The following is a 13,947-nucleotide window of genomic DNA, read 5'->3' as shown; positions in this document are numbered from 1 at the left end:
CCATGTTTTTTAGCTGTTGCCCCTATGGATTTTCTCTTATCTAATACTTGCCGTACTATTTGAATTCGTTCATCCAGTTCATGTCTCGTTCCTCTTTTAGACATATGAAATACTCCCTTCATAATAGGAGAGAATTTTTATTATTTTACTGTCTACTATAAAGGGAGCATATCAGCGGTGCCTTACACGTTACCTTCTTTCTGGAGTTTATGCTTTGTCAAGAGATAGAAGGGATTGACAACATATTTGGATTTTTAATAATGTAGGGGCACCTGCCTCCATACAAAAGAGACATTTACTCTCTCTCATTATCCGCTATCTCTTCAGCGGAAATATATTCTTCCGCCCAGTGCTGAATATCCTTGATCACAGGCTCAAGCGCTTTTCCTTTTTCTGATAATGTATATTCAATACGAACTGGAAATTCCGAATATATATTACGCTCTACAATACCTTCTTTTTCCAGTAATTTTAAACGATCTGAAAGTAAGCGGCCGCTAATAGGGAGGTCTGCTTCCATCTCTGAAAAACGTTTTGCCCCTTTTAATAATTCAAATAAAATAAGCCCGACCCAACGAGTGCTCAATAAGACCATTGCTTTTTCAAAACGTGGACATAATTGATTCATTTTTCCACCTCCATAGAACCATTTTGTATCTGAAATGTATGTGATAAATTCATTAGTTACGAAAAGTAATCTTAATATAGGGTATCATAAATAGGGGTACTAGTAAATGAAAGCTGTAATGATGGGGATAATAGAGGATATTAAAAGGAAATATATTTGGAAATATTTAAGGGAATATGAAATAATAAAAAGGTATTCAAAAAAAGAGAATTTAAATTTGTGCATATGGAGGTATATATTTATGGTTCAAGTACAGGTACAGGAAAAGTATGCAGAGTTAACATTGAAAAAGGGTGTTAACCTGCAAAAAGGACAGGCAGTTATGATTAATGCGCCGATTGAAGGGGCAGAATTTACGCGGATTGTAGCTCGTAAAGCGTATGAAATGGGGGCAAAGGATGTACATATTAACTGGGTTGATGATGAGCTCACCCTGTTAAAATACGAGAATGCACCAGATGAAGTTATTGCACATTTTCCGGAATGGAAAGTAAAATTGAATGAGACGTTTGCAGAGGATGGAGCAGCAGTTGTAAATATTCGTTCCACGAATCCGGATTTATTAAAGGATATTGACCCGTCACGCGTAGCAAAAGCAAATAAAGCAGCTGCGGAAGCGATGGTGAATTTCCGGAAATATACAATGAATGACCGCATTCCTTGGACCATTATTTCCATCCCATCAAAGGATTGGGCGAAAAAAATCTTCCCTGATAAGTCAGCAGAGGAAGCGGTTGCCAGTCTTTGGGAAGCTATTTTGAAGATTGTCCGTGTGGACCAGGATGATCCCGTTGCAGCATGGGATAAGCATAATGAAACATTGAGAACAGCCAGAGAAGTGTTAAATAAGAAAAACTATAAAAAATTGATTTTTAAAGCACCTGGTACAGATTTAGAACTGGAACTGCCGGAGGGACATATTTGGAAAGGCGGATCTGCCGAGGCTGAAACAGGCGTTACCTTCAACCCGAATATGCCGACAGAGGAGGTTTTCTCTGTGCCGCATAAATATGGTATTAACGGAACAGTATCAAGTACCAAACCGTTAAACTACGGAGGAAGCTTAATTGATAATTTCTCTTTAACCTTTAAGGAGGGGAAAGTAGTTGACTTTCAGGCAGAGCAGGGAGAAGAAGTCTTGAAGCATCTGCTGGACTCTGACGATGGTGCCCGCCGTCTTGGAGAAATTGCCCTGGTACCAGACGAATCGCCGGTATCGCAATCTGGGCTTATTTTCTATAACACATTATTTGATGAAAATGCCTCCTGCCATATTGCGTTGGGTAAAGCTTATCCGACGAATCTGAAAGGCGGAGCTGCTATGGATTTAGAGGAGCTGGATAAGCATGGGGTAAATGACAGCCTTGTTCATGTCGATTTTATGATTGGATCTGATAAAATGGACATTGATGGTATTACAGCTGATGGCAACTCAGAGCCGGTATTCCGTAATGGAACCTGGGCATTGGATATTAAGTAAACAATAAAAAAACTGCAGCAGGGCTTATCTAAGTCCTGCTGCAGTTTTTTTGAGGCATGAATCATCCGCAGATACAGTTTATTATGAACTTTCTTTAACCATAAATTTATCATTCTTCACAAGTACAGCTTTAATTTTTCGATACGTATAGTCTTGTGGTAAAGACTCTTTCAGTTCTTTCAATCCAGTTGCGTCTATTTCCTCATGCTTAGATAAAACGGTATCCTCTTCTTCGGAATTAAAAAATAAATTCCAATTAAGTGTATATCCCTTTTGAAAAGCTTGAAAAACATGAGATTCTATCGTCTGTTCCTTTAAATCCCGGATGGCGGCAATTTCCCGAATTGTTTTTCCTTTCTGCAGAAGCTCATACGATATTTGATAGGAAGGGCGATCATCCGCATCTTTGGCTTTGGCTGCTTTTTGATAATGAATAGCTGTCGGTGCTTTATAATCGGGATTTGCTTCTTTCCAATCCGCTATAGCTTTCAGAAAAGCTTCTCCATATAGCTCGTATTTCTTTTGACCGACCCCTTTTAACCGTAAGAATTCATCCTTATCTTCAGGAAGATACCGGGCCATTTCCTTTAATGTCATATCTGAAAATAAAACATAAGGAGGCAACTCCAGCTCCTGCGACATTGATCTTCTAAGCTGACGCAGTGCTTCAAACAGATCTGTACTATAATCTGCCTTTTCAACAGTTGGAACGTCCTGAATAAACATCGTAACATTTTCTTTCCCGGTAAGGATATCCATTGATTTTTGATTTAATTTTAAGATAGGAAACTGTCCTTCCTCTGCTGCTAAGCATTCTTCAGCAAGTAAGAAGTGAATTCTTTCTGTAATTTCCTTCTCTGTATATTTCGATAGGATTCCATAAGTAGATAATTTTGTTAAACCGAATTGAATCAGTTTCTTATCCTTCGAGCCTTTTAAGACTTTGGCTGTCAAACCAACGCCAAACCGTTCGCGCATGCGTTTGACACAGGATAAAATCATTTGTGCCTCTTCCGTAATATCCTCTAATTCCCCTTGCTGCAGGCAATTGCTGCAGCGCCCGCAGGATCCAGCAGCAGAGCCCATCTGGAAGTAGTTAAGAATATAGCTGTTTAAGCAGCTTTGTGTACGGCAATAATTGACCATCTTATTCAATTTTTGATATTCACGCTGCATGCCTTCTTCGTCCATCTCTGATTTTTCAATTAAGAACTTTTGCGTATGAATATCCTGAGGGGAGAATAATAAAACACAATTACTCGGTTCACCGTCCCGCCCGGCTCTTCCAGCTTCCTGATAGTAGGATTCCATGTTCATCGGGATAGCATAATGGATAATAAAACGAACATTCGACTTATCAATTCCCATTCCAAATGCCGTAGTAGCAACCATTAATTCGGTTTGATCAAAAATAAAAGCTGTTTGTGCAGCCTGTCTTTCCTGTTCGGATAACCCGCCGTGATATTTGGAAACGGCATAGCCTTTCTCGTTTAGGACATCATAGACATATTCGACCTGTTTTCTCGTAGCTGCATAGATAATTCCTACTTCTCCCTGATGCTTTTTCAGGTAGGAAAGAATGTAGTCTATTTTATTTACTCCTTTTTCGATAAAAAAGGAGAGATTCTTTCTCTCAAAACCAGTGTGCACTGTATTCGCAGGGGCTATATGTAAAAGACTCTGAATATCTTCAATAACTTCAGGTGTAGCTGTTGCAGTGAGTCCCATAATAATTGGATTGCCGCCAATCTGTTGAAGAATAGGAACGATGGAGCGGTAGCTCGGACGAAAATCATGCCCCCATTGGGAAATACAATGTGCCTCATCAAAAGCAATTAATGAAAGATTGGTCTGCTGCAGTGCATGAATGAAAGAACCAGATTCAAACCGCTCGGGAGCAACGTAAACAAATTGGTAACGATTTTGCTGCATCGCGATTAAACGCTGACGCTGTTCAGCGGAAGAAATAGAGCTGTTAATATAAGTAGCTGCCACGCCTAGTGCATGTAAACCGTCTACCTGGTCCTTCATCAGTGAAATAAGCGGTGAAATAATAATTGCTGTTCCGTTCATAGCGAGTCCGGGTACTTGATAACAGAGTGATTTCCCGCCGCCGGTCGGCATTACTGCAAGGGTGTTTTTACCTTGATCGATATTGTTAATAACCTCAGCCTGTCCAGGACGGAAACTGGTATAGCCAAAGTAATTCTGTAAAATATTTAGATGCTTTTCCATAGATAAATCTCCCTTTTAGAGGTTGGTTTGGGGCTGAGATTACTTTCACCCCATCAAAAAATGTAATACGCAGAAGAATAGCGGAAATTTCATATCAGGGTTATGTAAGCTGAACCATTAACTCCCCTATAGAATGTAAATGATTAAATACATGCTTCATTTTATAAACTGAAAATACGTGATTTATAATTAGACAATGCAGCGGTTATTATTTAACTCTTCTTAGATAGCTACATATAAAAAAGTGAGGAATAAATATTTCATTTAATTATTTTCTACCTTCTATCCTAGAACGTTTTAATTGGAAAGTAAAGTATTGAAAAATCGTAAATAACAGTTGAAAACACTGTCAAAACAAAGCTATTGCTCGGAGAAATGTAAATTTTTCTGTATATAACTTCATATGAATTTACTTTTTCTTATTTCATCTATAAAATAAAACTTCCTTCAGTGAGGTTTCTTTAATCTTCTTTCATTGGAGGACTTAGGGCAATGACTATATCCCTAAAGATTCATTATGCATGTTACAGCGTGAAAAATACGCTATATTTTTTGAAAAGGAGGGGAATATATGGTTCCTTCTTTGCTATTTGAGCTAATGTTAATTTGTATATTAGGCGTTGCTTCCCAATGGGTCGCATGGCGCTTTCGTATGCCGGCTATTGTTGTCATGGCAGCTACAGGACTGATGATTGGCCCTATTTTTGGATTCATTAACCCGGAACAGGATTTCGGAAACCTGTATAGTCCGCTGATTTCTGTGGCTGTAGCAATTATATTATTTGAAGGAAGCTTAAATTTAAGCTTTCAAGAGTTACGTGGAGTAGGAAGACCTATTTTTCGGATATCCACAGTGGGTGCATTCATTGCCTGGGTTTTAGGGTCATTAACAGCTCATTACATCGCCGGCCTATCCTGGGCAGTTGCCTTTGTTATCGGTGGTTTATTTGTAGTGACAGGTCCAACGGTAATTATGCCGCTTTTACGCCAGGCAAAATTAAAAGCGCGCCCTGCGAAGATTTTGAAATGGGAAGGAATTATTGTTGATCCTATTGGAGCCTTGCTTGCTGTTTTTGCATTTGAAATTATAACTTTTATGACAGCATCTAACCCGGAAGCAAGCCAAATTATATTTTTCTTTGCCGGATCTCTTTTTGCCATCTTCCTGGGCTGGATATTAGGTCGCGGACTTGGCTGGATGTTCGAGATGGGGCATGTACCTGAATTTCTGAAATCACCGATGGTTGTCGTTGTTGTTCTGTTTTGTTTTACAATTGCAGATGTTATTATGCACGAAACAGGTCTTTTATCTGTGACAGCGATGGGAATCACTTTAGCGAATATGGGGATTCGTTCTGTATCAGATATGCGTCATTTTAAGGAAAATATTTCTGTGCTTTTGATTTCAACCATTTTTGTTATGCTGACAGCATCCCTTGATGTGGCAACAATCACACAGATATTTAATCCGCACATTATCGGCTATGTATTGCTGATGATGTTTGCAGTCAGGCCATTGTCAATTTTCCTGTCGACGATTGGAACAGGGCTCAGCCTTAATGAAAAGGTGCTGATTGGCTGGATCGCACCAAGAGGAATTGTAGCGTTAACAGTATCCGGTTATTTTGCCGGTGTATTAACAGATGCCGGCTATGAGGATGCTTCTATCCTGACAGCATTGACCTTTGCCCTTGTCATTTTCACTGTAATAGCGCATGGATTTTCGATCGGCTGGCTGTCTAAAAAGCTGAATCTGTCGAATAAGGGTAATCCCGGAGCATTAATTGTCGGCAGTAATCCATTTACTGTTCAATTAGCTAAATCATTAAAAGAGGCAAATTATCCTTCTATTCTTGTTGATTCATCATGGGAAAATCTGTCCTTGGCAAGAAAAGAAGGCTTGGAAAGCTATCATGGAAGTATGCTGTCTGAGCAGACGGAGCATCATCTGGATACTATTCCATATGAATATTTATTAACGTTAACCCATGATAAATCGTATAATTCGCTTCTCTGCACAACATTTCTTCCTGAATACGGAAGAACAAATGTATTTAAGGTCAGTCCATATACAACGTTTAAGGATAATGGATATTCTGCAGGTATTGTGTCACAGGTTGGCGGCCGAATTTTATTTGATAAGAAATTCTCCCTGGAGGACTTAATTGATAAAGCCGAGAATGGTTTTACTGTGCGGCAGACAACACTTACCGATAAATTCACGTTTGAAAATTACAAACAGACCAAGGACCCGGAGACAGTCTATTTGTTCTTAATTAAACCTTCCGGACAGCTGAAGTTTTTCTCTGAAGAAATGCGTACCATACCAGCATCCGGAGATAAGATTGTCAGCTTAACCAAAGGAAAAGAAGCAGAGAAGCATTCTGGTCAAAGCTAAGATAATAAAAGAAGCTGACTCGTCAAGAAATGAGTCAGCTTCTTTACTTTATCAGTTAAATTGCTCCAGTTCTTTTCTTACCGCAGCAATTTCTCCTTCTAAACGGACTAATTGTTCTTCAGCTGAGGAGACACGCCCTTTAACAAACTCGAGCTTATCTAAATCCCCTTGAATACGGGCATAATCAGATTTTAATTCATCTAATTGCTGCTCCAGTTCTGCTTTTTTTGTCAAGAAAACCCCTCCTAAATTAATGCATCATCCTTATTTTTTCTTGATTTCACAAAGGTTTGATAAAAGTGAATTGTAATGGTACGGATTACTGCGTATACAGGAATCGCGAACAATATCCCTAAAAATCCGGCAATGCTTCCGGCAGCCAGAATCACCGTAATAACAGTTAACGGATGCAGACTGAGTGTCTGACCCATCACATTTGGAGTAATAAACGTACTTTCAAGCTGTTGAGCTACAAGCATAATAATAGCTACCCAAAATAAATTATACGGATCCTGGAACCCGCCGACTAACAAGGCAGGGATAACAGCAATATAAGGTCCCAGGAACGGGATAACGTTCATCATCATACCGAATAATGCGAGTACAACAGCATACTCTAAACCGATAATCAAGTAACCAATCAGCAATAAAACACCTACTGCAAAACTGACTAATAGCTGTCCCTGGATAAAGGCAGATAATACTTTATCAATTTTACTTAGTAAATCATGCAGGTTATCTGCTTTCTTTTTGCTGAAAAATTGCAGAATGAACGGAACAAGCTTTTCTCCATCTTTTAACATAAAGAAGAGGAAAAACGGAACCAGGACAATTCCGGCAATAATGCTCACCAGCTGGCCAATAAAGCTTCCCAGAAAACCGAAAACATTATTCAATACATTCTCAATATGCCCGGGGATATCATTGGCGAAATTATTAATAGCATCAATTACCTGGTCAGGAACTAAAGCAATATTATCCTGCCAATAATTAATCCATCCTTCCACCGTCTGAACCATTCCGGGAATACTGTCCATTAAACGGTCAAACTGATCACGGGCGATCGGCCAGATAAATACGATAAACAGTGTAATTGCACCTATGATAACCAGGAATACAACAATAATGGCTAAGATTCGCGGTACTTTATATTTGACGAGCAGATTCATCAGCGGTCTGGTTAAATAATAAAGGATACCTGCACCGATAATTGGGAGAGCTACAGCGCCAACTAACTGCAAGACAGGTGTAAAGATAAAATGTGTTATAGAGACCAAAAAAATTAATGTAAATAGACAGATAAAAAAGATGAAAAATTGAAACCAGCGTTTCTGCGTCATTGAATCACACTACTTTCTTTCTTTGTTTGTTATGCTATATTTTACATTAACCGAATTGAGAAAGCCATAAACATCTGCGGGAGATTTCAGAGGATATGTGCAAGGACTGACTGGGAGCACGTATTTGTTATGTATATTTTCAGGCAATATAGTATGAAGTAATTGTAAAAGATATTGACAAAGATCATAAAAAAGGTTTTAATAAAGTATACTTAATAAATGGCGAAAAGGGACATGCAAAAATTTGCGGCAGTCATCAAACGTCATCATAAATTTTTAGTGAACATTTATTCCTAAAGGGGAGTAGCTGTACACGTAAAGTCGTCATTACGGGACAATCATCCCCGGCTTTATGTGGCAACCAGAAAAGTTGTTAGCGAGACCTTTACCGATTGCAGGTAAAGGTCTCTTTTTATGACCTTTTCTGCAAAATACATGTAGAGAAGGGGAATACATCATGGGAACAGAATTACTGCTCGAGTATTTATGGGTCTTGCTGGTGTTAGTGGCATTAGAAGGCTTATTAGCAGCAGATAATGCACTTGTATTAGCAATCATGGTAAGACATTTGCCGGAAGAACAGAGAAAGAAAGCATTATTTTATGGATTGGCAGGAGCATTTGTCATGCGTTTTGCATCCTTATTTGTTATTTCATTTCTGGTTGATTTCTGGTTCGTACAGGCGTTAGGAGCCGCATATCTGTTATTTATATCAGGAAAGAACTTATACGACAGATTTAAGAAGAAGGAACCGGACAAATCAGAATCGCCAGAGAAGGATGAAGCGGATTCTGCAGAGACAGGGCAGGTATCCAGGAAGGAATTCTGGATGACTGTGGTGAAAGTGGAGTTCGCAGATTTAGCCTTTGCTGTAGATTCTATTTTAGCAGCTGTTGCCTTGGCAGTAGCATTACCGCCAACAACGTTAGGCCATATTGGAAGTTTGGATACAGGTCAATTTGCTGTAGTATTTGCCGGTGGTATGATTGGTTTAATTATTATGCGATTCGCTGCCAATATATTTGTAGGACTCCTGCATAAACGGCCAACATTGGAAATAGCCGCCTTTCTAATTGTAGGATGGGTCGGAGTGAAACTGGCTGTTATCGTATTAGCAAATCCGGATTTAGCAGTCCTTCCAGAGCACTTCCCGCACTCAACAATATGGAAAGCTTCCTTCTATATCGTTCTTGTAGGAATTGCGGTTGCCGGTTGGTTTGCATCCAGTCCGAAATTGAAAAGAGATAAAGAACAATCAAGGTCAAACTAAAACCTGACTGTACTAATCAGGGAATGTACTGACCGTTTACCTGAATCAAATTCATGTATTCCTTCTGTAGCTAAAAGAAGGAATTACGAAAGCCGTGTTGACTTGTAAAATGGTCAGCACGGTTTTTTAAAAGATAAGAAAGTATATAAAAATGCTGAAGTCAGCCGCTGCAACGGGTTTCATGGGGTGAGTAATCGCAACCCTAGAAATACACTACGCTTTCCGTGGGCTTGAGCTCAGCCTCCTCGAAAAAAAGAAGAGCACTTTTTTCCTGCGGAGGCATACAGGACGTATGTCAGTTCGGTGTTGCGACAGGACGTCGCGAACTTAACCGAACTTCCTTTCGTTTTGCGCATTCCCACAGGAGTCTCCGTGTATTTCTTCTGGGACTGGGACTGCGGTTACTCGTCCCACCGAAGAGCTTTTGCGATTACTCGCCCCATCGAAAACCGTTGCTAAAATTAGCTTTATTTCTTTGTGAAAAAGTAAATAAAACATATTTCTTCTTAGATGGGAGCGAAGGGAAGTCGACTCCTGCGGGAAAAGCAACAGGTGAAGACCCCGCAAGAAGTGGACTTCTTCTGAGGAGGCTGAGGCGTTGCCCGCGGAAAGCGACTTCCCGCAGCGGACATCTCCTTGGCTAGAATACCAGTATTTTAAAGACCAAGTGATTTTTCTTGGTTTTTCTAATTGAAAGCTTGAAAATTGTATTTTTTGTAAAAAGCTTTTATATGCGGCATAATAGTGGAAAAGAGGGACAAAGTGAGGAGTGATTGCCATGACATTGCACCATTTTCATTTGAAAGCAGAATGGCCCGGGGGACGGAATAGTGAGGGCTATATAAGCGCAGGGAATTTACAAACCAAAATATCAATTCCTCCAGAAATGGACGGACCTGGAATTGGTACAAATCCGGATGAAATGCTGCTTGGAGCAGCTGCAACATGCTATATTATTTCTCTGGGAGCCATGTTTGAGCGGGCAGAGCTTCCAATTGCCGGGATGAGCATGACCTCAGAAGGAATCGTGGATGTAACAGATGGCATTTTCACATACGAAAAAATCATCCACCGGCCTGATGTGACATTGAAGCAGGGGGCAACAGATAAAGAAATTCGCTTAACTGAAAAACTTGTTGAGAAAGCGGAAAAAACATGTATGATTTCGAAAGCTATTAAAGGGAATGTTGAATTAGGGTTGGAGCCAGTTATCCGAATACCAGAATAAAGGGAACGAAGTCATATGAACAAGGAGATCCAAAGATTGAATTGGCTTCATATGGCTTTTTTGATTGGCAAAAGTTTTGCCTAAATATAGATATTTAACAAGCCGATTAATTTGTATTACATTTTTTCGAGACACTAACAAATTGATTACAAAACGATAAAATTTCTGTTTTTTAGGAGATTTTTTTAGTACAAGTGGGTAAAGTAGAGTATGCAACTTTAAATGTGTACGAAATAGAGGGATGAGTTATGGAGCGAAATGCATTTTTTGATAATGCGAAAGTGATTTTAATTTTCCTTGTGGTTTTTGGTCATATGATTCAACCCTTTGTTGGGGATTCGAAGTCAACGGAAGCAATTTATATATGGATATATACTTTTCATATGCCGGCCTTTATTTTATTGGCAGGGTTCTTTGCAAAAGGATCAGGGAACAAAAAATATATATGGAATTTAATGAAGAAGCTAATTATTCCATATTTAATCTTTCAGACGTTATATACAATTTATTATTTCTTAATCGGAAAAGCAGATTGGCAGACAGGAGTTTTCTATCCTCAGTGGTCGCTGTGGTTTCTGTTCAGCTTATTCAGCTGGCATATCCTGCTTGTGCTGTTCAAAAAGATTCCGGCAGGATGGAGTATTGCTTTATCTGTATTCATAGGAGTGCTTGTCGGTTATTTTGGAGAAATTGGCCATTCATTCAGTTTATCAAGAACATTTGTGTTTTTCCCATTTTTTTTAATTGGCTATTGGCTGACAGTAGATCAAATGATGGTGGTGAAAAAACGGCAGGTGAAGATAGCATCTGTTGCCATAATGGCAGTCCTGTTTGGATTAATCTATACACTTCCAGCGATAGACACAGGCTGGCTGCTGGCATCACAATCTTACAGCAGTTTAGGCGCAGACAGCTTTGGCGGTATACTCCGGTTACTTGTTTATACAATTGCGGCAGTGATGACAATCAGTGTATTGGCATGGGTTCCGAAAAGAAACCTGGGCTGGGTAACCAGACTTGGAACAAGAACATTGTATGTTTATTTATTACACGGTTTTATTATTCAGTTCCTTCGCGAGTTTGATTTATTAACTGTAAATCACTGGTTTGATGTTGTCGGTATTGCGGGTTTAGCAGCATTGATTGTGATAGTGCTCTCCAGCAAACCTATTTTAACAGTATCACAGCCATTAATTGAAGGACGTTTAGCTAAGGTCCAGTCGTTATTTAAAAACCGGCATAAAGAGACATCTTCTTAAAAAAATTATGCTGTAATAAAAAATGCGGAGTTTCCCTGAGAATCTCCGCATTTTTTTATTTTATTTATTCAACTTTCGCACCTGAGAATAAGTATCTATACCTTACCATTCTACAGCGAATGAAAGGAATTATATCCAGATGGGGTTGTATGAAATAATCGCTTATTACTTGATGTAAAAGATCATTTAATGTTTCGAATGGTTGATTTGGCAATTTAAATGATGATACGGCATGAATAGTAAATATCGGAAATAGCATCATCTGAAGATCCAATTTTGCCAAGTGCTCTTCTTGGCAAAAGTTAGCTGAAGAGCATGCCCCTAAGAAAGCAAAACGGTCCACCGCAGCGGTAGCCTTACACGTTACCTGCTTTCTAGATAAAGTTTATGCTTTGTCATAGAGATAGGTGGAAGGAACGATCAACACCTATCCCTATAATAAGCAAGTTATTTTATAGATACGAAAGTTGAATTATTTAAAATAATATATGAGCGATGACAGTAATAATCGGCAGCGTAATTGCTGTACGGATCAAAAAGATAATAGCAAGGTGACGGAAGGATACCGGGATTTTCGTTCCCAGGATAAGCCCGCCGACTTCTGACATGAAAATTAGCTGTGTGACAGATAAAGCAGCAATAATAAACCGTGTAATTTCCGCTTCCACACCAGTAATTAAAATTGCCGGCAGAAACATATCTGCAAAACCAATTAGCAGTGTTTCAGATGCTTCGTGGGCAAATGGGATCTGCATCAGCTCTAAAATAGGAACAAACGGCATCCCAAGCCATTGGAATAAAGGTGTGTATTCCGCAATAATTACTGCGATTGTTCCGAACGCCATTACTACAGGAGTTACACCGAACCACATATCCAGAATATTTTTTCCGCCGTCTACAAAGAAAGTGCGGAAGCTCGTTTCTTTCTCTGCTCGTCTTAAAGCATTTTTAAACCCAAAAGTAACTGCATTCTCAGATTCAGGAATTTTTTCATCATCGGTTCTTTCTTTTCCATCGATATAGGTGTTTGCCATTCCAGAAAGCGGTGGAATTCGCGGCATAATGAAAGCAGCAATTCCTCCTGCAATAAGGATAGTCAGGTAAAAAGGTAAAAACATGTGCTCCAGACCGACCTGCTGTAGAATGACTAATGTGAACGTAATAGAAACAACAGAGAAGGTTGTACTAATGATGGCAGCTTCCCGTTTTGTATAATAGCCTTCTTCATATTGCTTATTTGTCAGCAGTACCCCAATTGTAGCATCTCCAACCCAGGAAGCTAAGCTGTCAACTGAGGCTCTGCCCGGCAATCGAAATAGAGGACGCATGATATTCCTCATAATTCCTCCAAAAAACTCAAGCAGACCAAAGTTGGTTAGAAAAGGTAAAAAGAGACCTGCAAACAGGAAGGTGACAAATAATGTATGCAGTAAACTATCTAAGAGCATGCCGCCTGTATCTTCGTTATAAACAAATTCCGGTCCAATTTGAAAATAAACCATCACTGCAAAGACAGCCGCCAAAAAACGAGTGATTGTCCAAAACCAGGTTGTATAGAATAACTGATGCAAAAAAGGGAATCTTTTAAAAGATGACTTACCGCCAAATTTTGCCGAGATGGTGAAGATGGCAGTCAATAAAATAACAATCATCATAATAAGTGATAAATAATTATCGATAGCTCCCTCCAGTATGCCTGCTAAAAAGGCAATGGGGATCGTAAAGCCGTCCTTTGTCGGTAAGGGATATAAGAAAAGAAATAACCCTAATAAAGACGGAATAATAAATTTGATAATATTGCTAAAGGAATAGGACTTCATTTTTTTCCTCCTAAATAATACTAAAAAGTGCAACTGTATGATTATACAAGTAAACGTAATTTTATTCAATAGCAGATGGTTAGATAATGGTTAATTATAGTATGGAACGGGAATACAATAATATAACAGATAAAATTAGCGCCAAAATCATTTACGCAGCGGCCTAATATTTTATATAATAACTGTGTAGGAACATTTATTTTATTCTTTGTACCCAAAAAATGTATAGAATAATCCTGTTTCACGTATTGTAAGGATGACGGGTTAAAAGGATGAAATTCATCCAGTT

Annotated in this window: 12 protein-coding genes; 5 read left to right on the top strand and 7 right to left on the bottom strand. The window is 39.0% G+C overall.

What is annotated here, in order from left to right:
• Positions 1 to 295: 295 nt before the first annotated feature.
• Positions 296 to 628: a winged helix-turn-helix transcriptional regulator gene (locus tag IEX29_RS21315; RefSeq protein ID WP_188737047.1), complete on the bottom strand. Its 333-nt coding sequence runs from the start codon at positions 626 to 628 to the stop codon at positions 296 to 298.
• A gap of 241 nt (positions 629 to 869) precedes the next feature.
• On the opposite strand from IEX29_RS21315, the gene IEX29_RS21310 reads away from it, so the two are divergent.
• On the top strand, positions 870 to 2,108 hold the full coding sequence (locus IEX29_RS21310) for an aminopeptidase (RefSeq protein WP_188737045.1): 1,239 nt from the start codon (positions 870 to 872) through the stop codon (positions 2,106 to 2,108).
• 81 nt (positions 2,109 to 2,189) lie between these two features.
• Here IEX29_RS21310 and recQ read toward each other — a convergent pair whose 3' ends face one another.
• A complete protein-coding gene (gene recQ, locus IEX29_RS21305) occupies positions 2,190 to 4,343 on the bottom strand; it encodes a DNA helicase RecQ (RefSeq protein WP_188737043.1) in 2,154 nt (717 codons plus the stop codon).
• Between the two features lie 571 nt (positions 4,344 to 4,914).
• On the opposite strand from recQ, the gene IEX29_RS21300 reads away from it, so the two are divergent.
• Positions 4,915 to 6,741, top strand: coding sequence for a cation:proton antiporter (locus IEX29_RS21300; RefSeq protein ID WP_188737041.1), 1,827 nt, complete (start codon positions 4,915 to 4,917; stop codon positions 6,739 to 6,741).
• A 51-nt stretch (positions 6,742 to 6,792) separates the two neighbouring features.
• Here IEX29_RS21300 and IEX29_RS21295 read toward each other — a convergent pair whose 3' ends face one another.
• Both IEX29_RS21295 and IEX29_RS21290 read right to left on the bottom strand, forming a co-directional pair.
• Complete coding sequence (locus IEX29_RS21295) at positions 6,793 to 6,975, bottom strand: SE1832 family protein (protein ID WP_188737039.1); 183 nt, start codon at positions 6,973 to 6,975, stop codon at positions 6,793 to 6,795.
• Between the two features lie 11 nt (positions 6,976 to 6,986).
• Complete coding sequence (locus tag IEX29_RS21290) at positions 6,987 to 8,081, bottom strand: AI-2E family transporter (RefSeq protein WP_188737037.1); 1,095 nt, start codon at positions 8,079 to 8,081, stop codon at positions 6,987 to 6,989.
• A 457-nt stretch (positions 8,082 to 8,538) separates the two neighbouring features.
• Between IEX29_RS21290 and IEX29_RS21285 the strand changes: the two genes are divergently transcribed.
• Positions 8,539 to 9,351, top strand: coding sequence for a TerC family protein (locus tag IEX29_RS21285; protein ID WP_188737036.1), 813 nt, complete (start codon positions 8,539 to 8,541; stop codon positions 9,349 to 9,351).
• Between the two features lie 327 nt (positions 9,352 to 9,678).
• On the opposite strand, the gene IEX29_RS21280 is transcribed toward IEX29_RS21285, so the two are convergent.
• The gene (locus IEX29_RS21280; protein WP_188737034.1) at positions 9,679 to 10,131 is read right to left on the bottom strand and encodes a hypothetical protein; all 453 of its coding nucleotides are present in this window, start codon (positions 10,129 to 10,131) and stop codon (positions 9,679 to 9,681) included.
• On the opposite strand from IEX29_RS21280, the gene IEX29_RS21275 reads away from it, so the two are divergent.
• Both IEX29_RS21275 and IEX29_RS21270 read left to right on the top strand, forming a co-directional pair.
• Positions 10,130 to 10,579, top strand: coding sequence for an OsmC family protein (locus tag IEX29_RS21275; RefSeq protein WP_188737032.1), 450 nt, complete (start codon positions 10,130 to 10,132; stop codon positions 10,577 to 10,579). The genes IEX29_RS21280 and IEX29_RS21275 overlap by 2 nt on opposite strands.
• 248 nt (positions 10,580 to 10,827) lie before the next feature.
• Entirely contained in the window at positions 10,828 to 11,838 is a 1,011-nt protein-coding gene (locus tag IEX29_RS21270) for an acyltransferase family protein (protein WP_188737031.1), read from the top strand.
• A 64-nt stretch (positions 11,839 to 11,902) separates the two neighbouring features.
• On the opposite strand, the gene IEX29_RS26860 is transcribed toward IEX29_RS21270, so the two are convergent.
• Both IEX29_RS26860 and IEX29_RS21265 read right to left on the bottom strand, forming a co-directional pair.
• Positions 11,903 to 12,181, bottom strand: a complete 279-nt coding sequence (locus tag IEX29_RS26860) for a hypothetical protein (RefSeq protein WP_229720324.1) — start codon at positions 12,179 to 12,181, stop codon at positions 11,903 to 11,905.
• 133 nt (positions 12,182 to 12,314) lie between these two features.
• The gene (locus IEX29_RS21265) at positions 12,315 to 13,658 is read right to left on the bottom strand and encodes a YjiH family protein (protein WP_188737029.1); all 1,344 of its coding nucleotides are present in this window, start codon (positions 13,656 to 13,658) and stop codon (positions 12,315 to 12,317) included.
• Positions 13,659 to 13,947: the final 289 nt, after the last annotated feature.

The sequence above is a fragment of the Oceanobacillus neutriphilus genome (assembly GCF_014645515.1).
Lineage (GTDB): Bacteria > Bacillota > Bacilli > Bacillales > Amphibacillaceae > Oceanobacillus > Oceanobacillus neutriphilus.
The sequence above is the reverse complement of the archived record's forward strand: the minus strand, read 5'-3'. Positions and strand labels throughout refer to the sequence as shown.

Excerpts from the sequence above, each read along its gene's own strand:
- IEX29_RS21315 (WP_188737047.1), bottom strand. The coding sequence starts at position 628 with ATGAATCAATTATGTCCACGTTTTGAAAAAGCAATGGTCTTATTGAGC.
- IEX29_RS21310 (WP_188737045.1), top strand. The coding sequence starts at position 870 with ATGGTTCAAGTACAGGTACAGGAAAAGTATGCAGAGTTAACATTGAAA.
- recQ (WP_188737043.1), bottom strand. The coding sequence starts at position 4,343 with ATGGAAAAGCATCTAAATATTTTACAGAATTACTTTGGCTATACCAGT.
- IEX29_RS21300 (WP_188737041.1), top strand. The coding sequence starts at position 4,915 with ATGGTTCCTTCTTTGCTATTTGAGCTAATGTTAATTTGTATATTAGGC.
- IEX29_RS21290 (WP_188737037.1), bottom strand. The coding sequence starts at position 8,081 with ATGACGCAGAAACGCTGGTTTCAATTTTTCATCTTTTTTATCTGTCTA.
- IEX29_RS21285 (WP_188737036.1), top strand. The coding sequence starts at position 8,539 with ATGGGAACAGAATTACTGCTCGAGTATTTATGGGTCTTGCTGGTGTTA.
- IEX29_RS21275 (WP_188737032.1), top strand. The coding sequence starts at position 10,130 with ATGACATTGCACCATTTTCATTTGAAAGCAGAATGGCCCGGGGGACGG.
- IEX29_RS21280 (WP_188737034.1), bottom strand. The coding sequence starts at position 10,131 with ATGGCAATCACTCCTCACTTTGTCCCTCTTTTCCACTATTATGCCGCA.
- IEX29_RS21270 (WP_188737031.1), top strand. The coding sequence starts at position 10,828 with ATGGAGCGAAATGCATTTTTTGATAATGCGAAAGTGATTTTAATTTTC.
- IEX29_RS21265 (WP_188737029.1), bottom strand. The coding sequence starts at position 13,658 with ATGAAGTCCTATTCCTTTAGCAATATTATCAAATTTATTATTCCGTCT.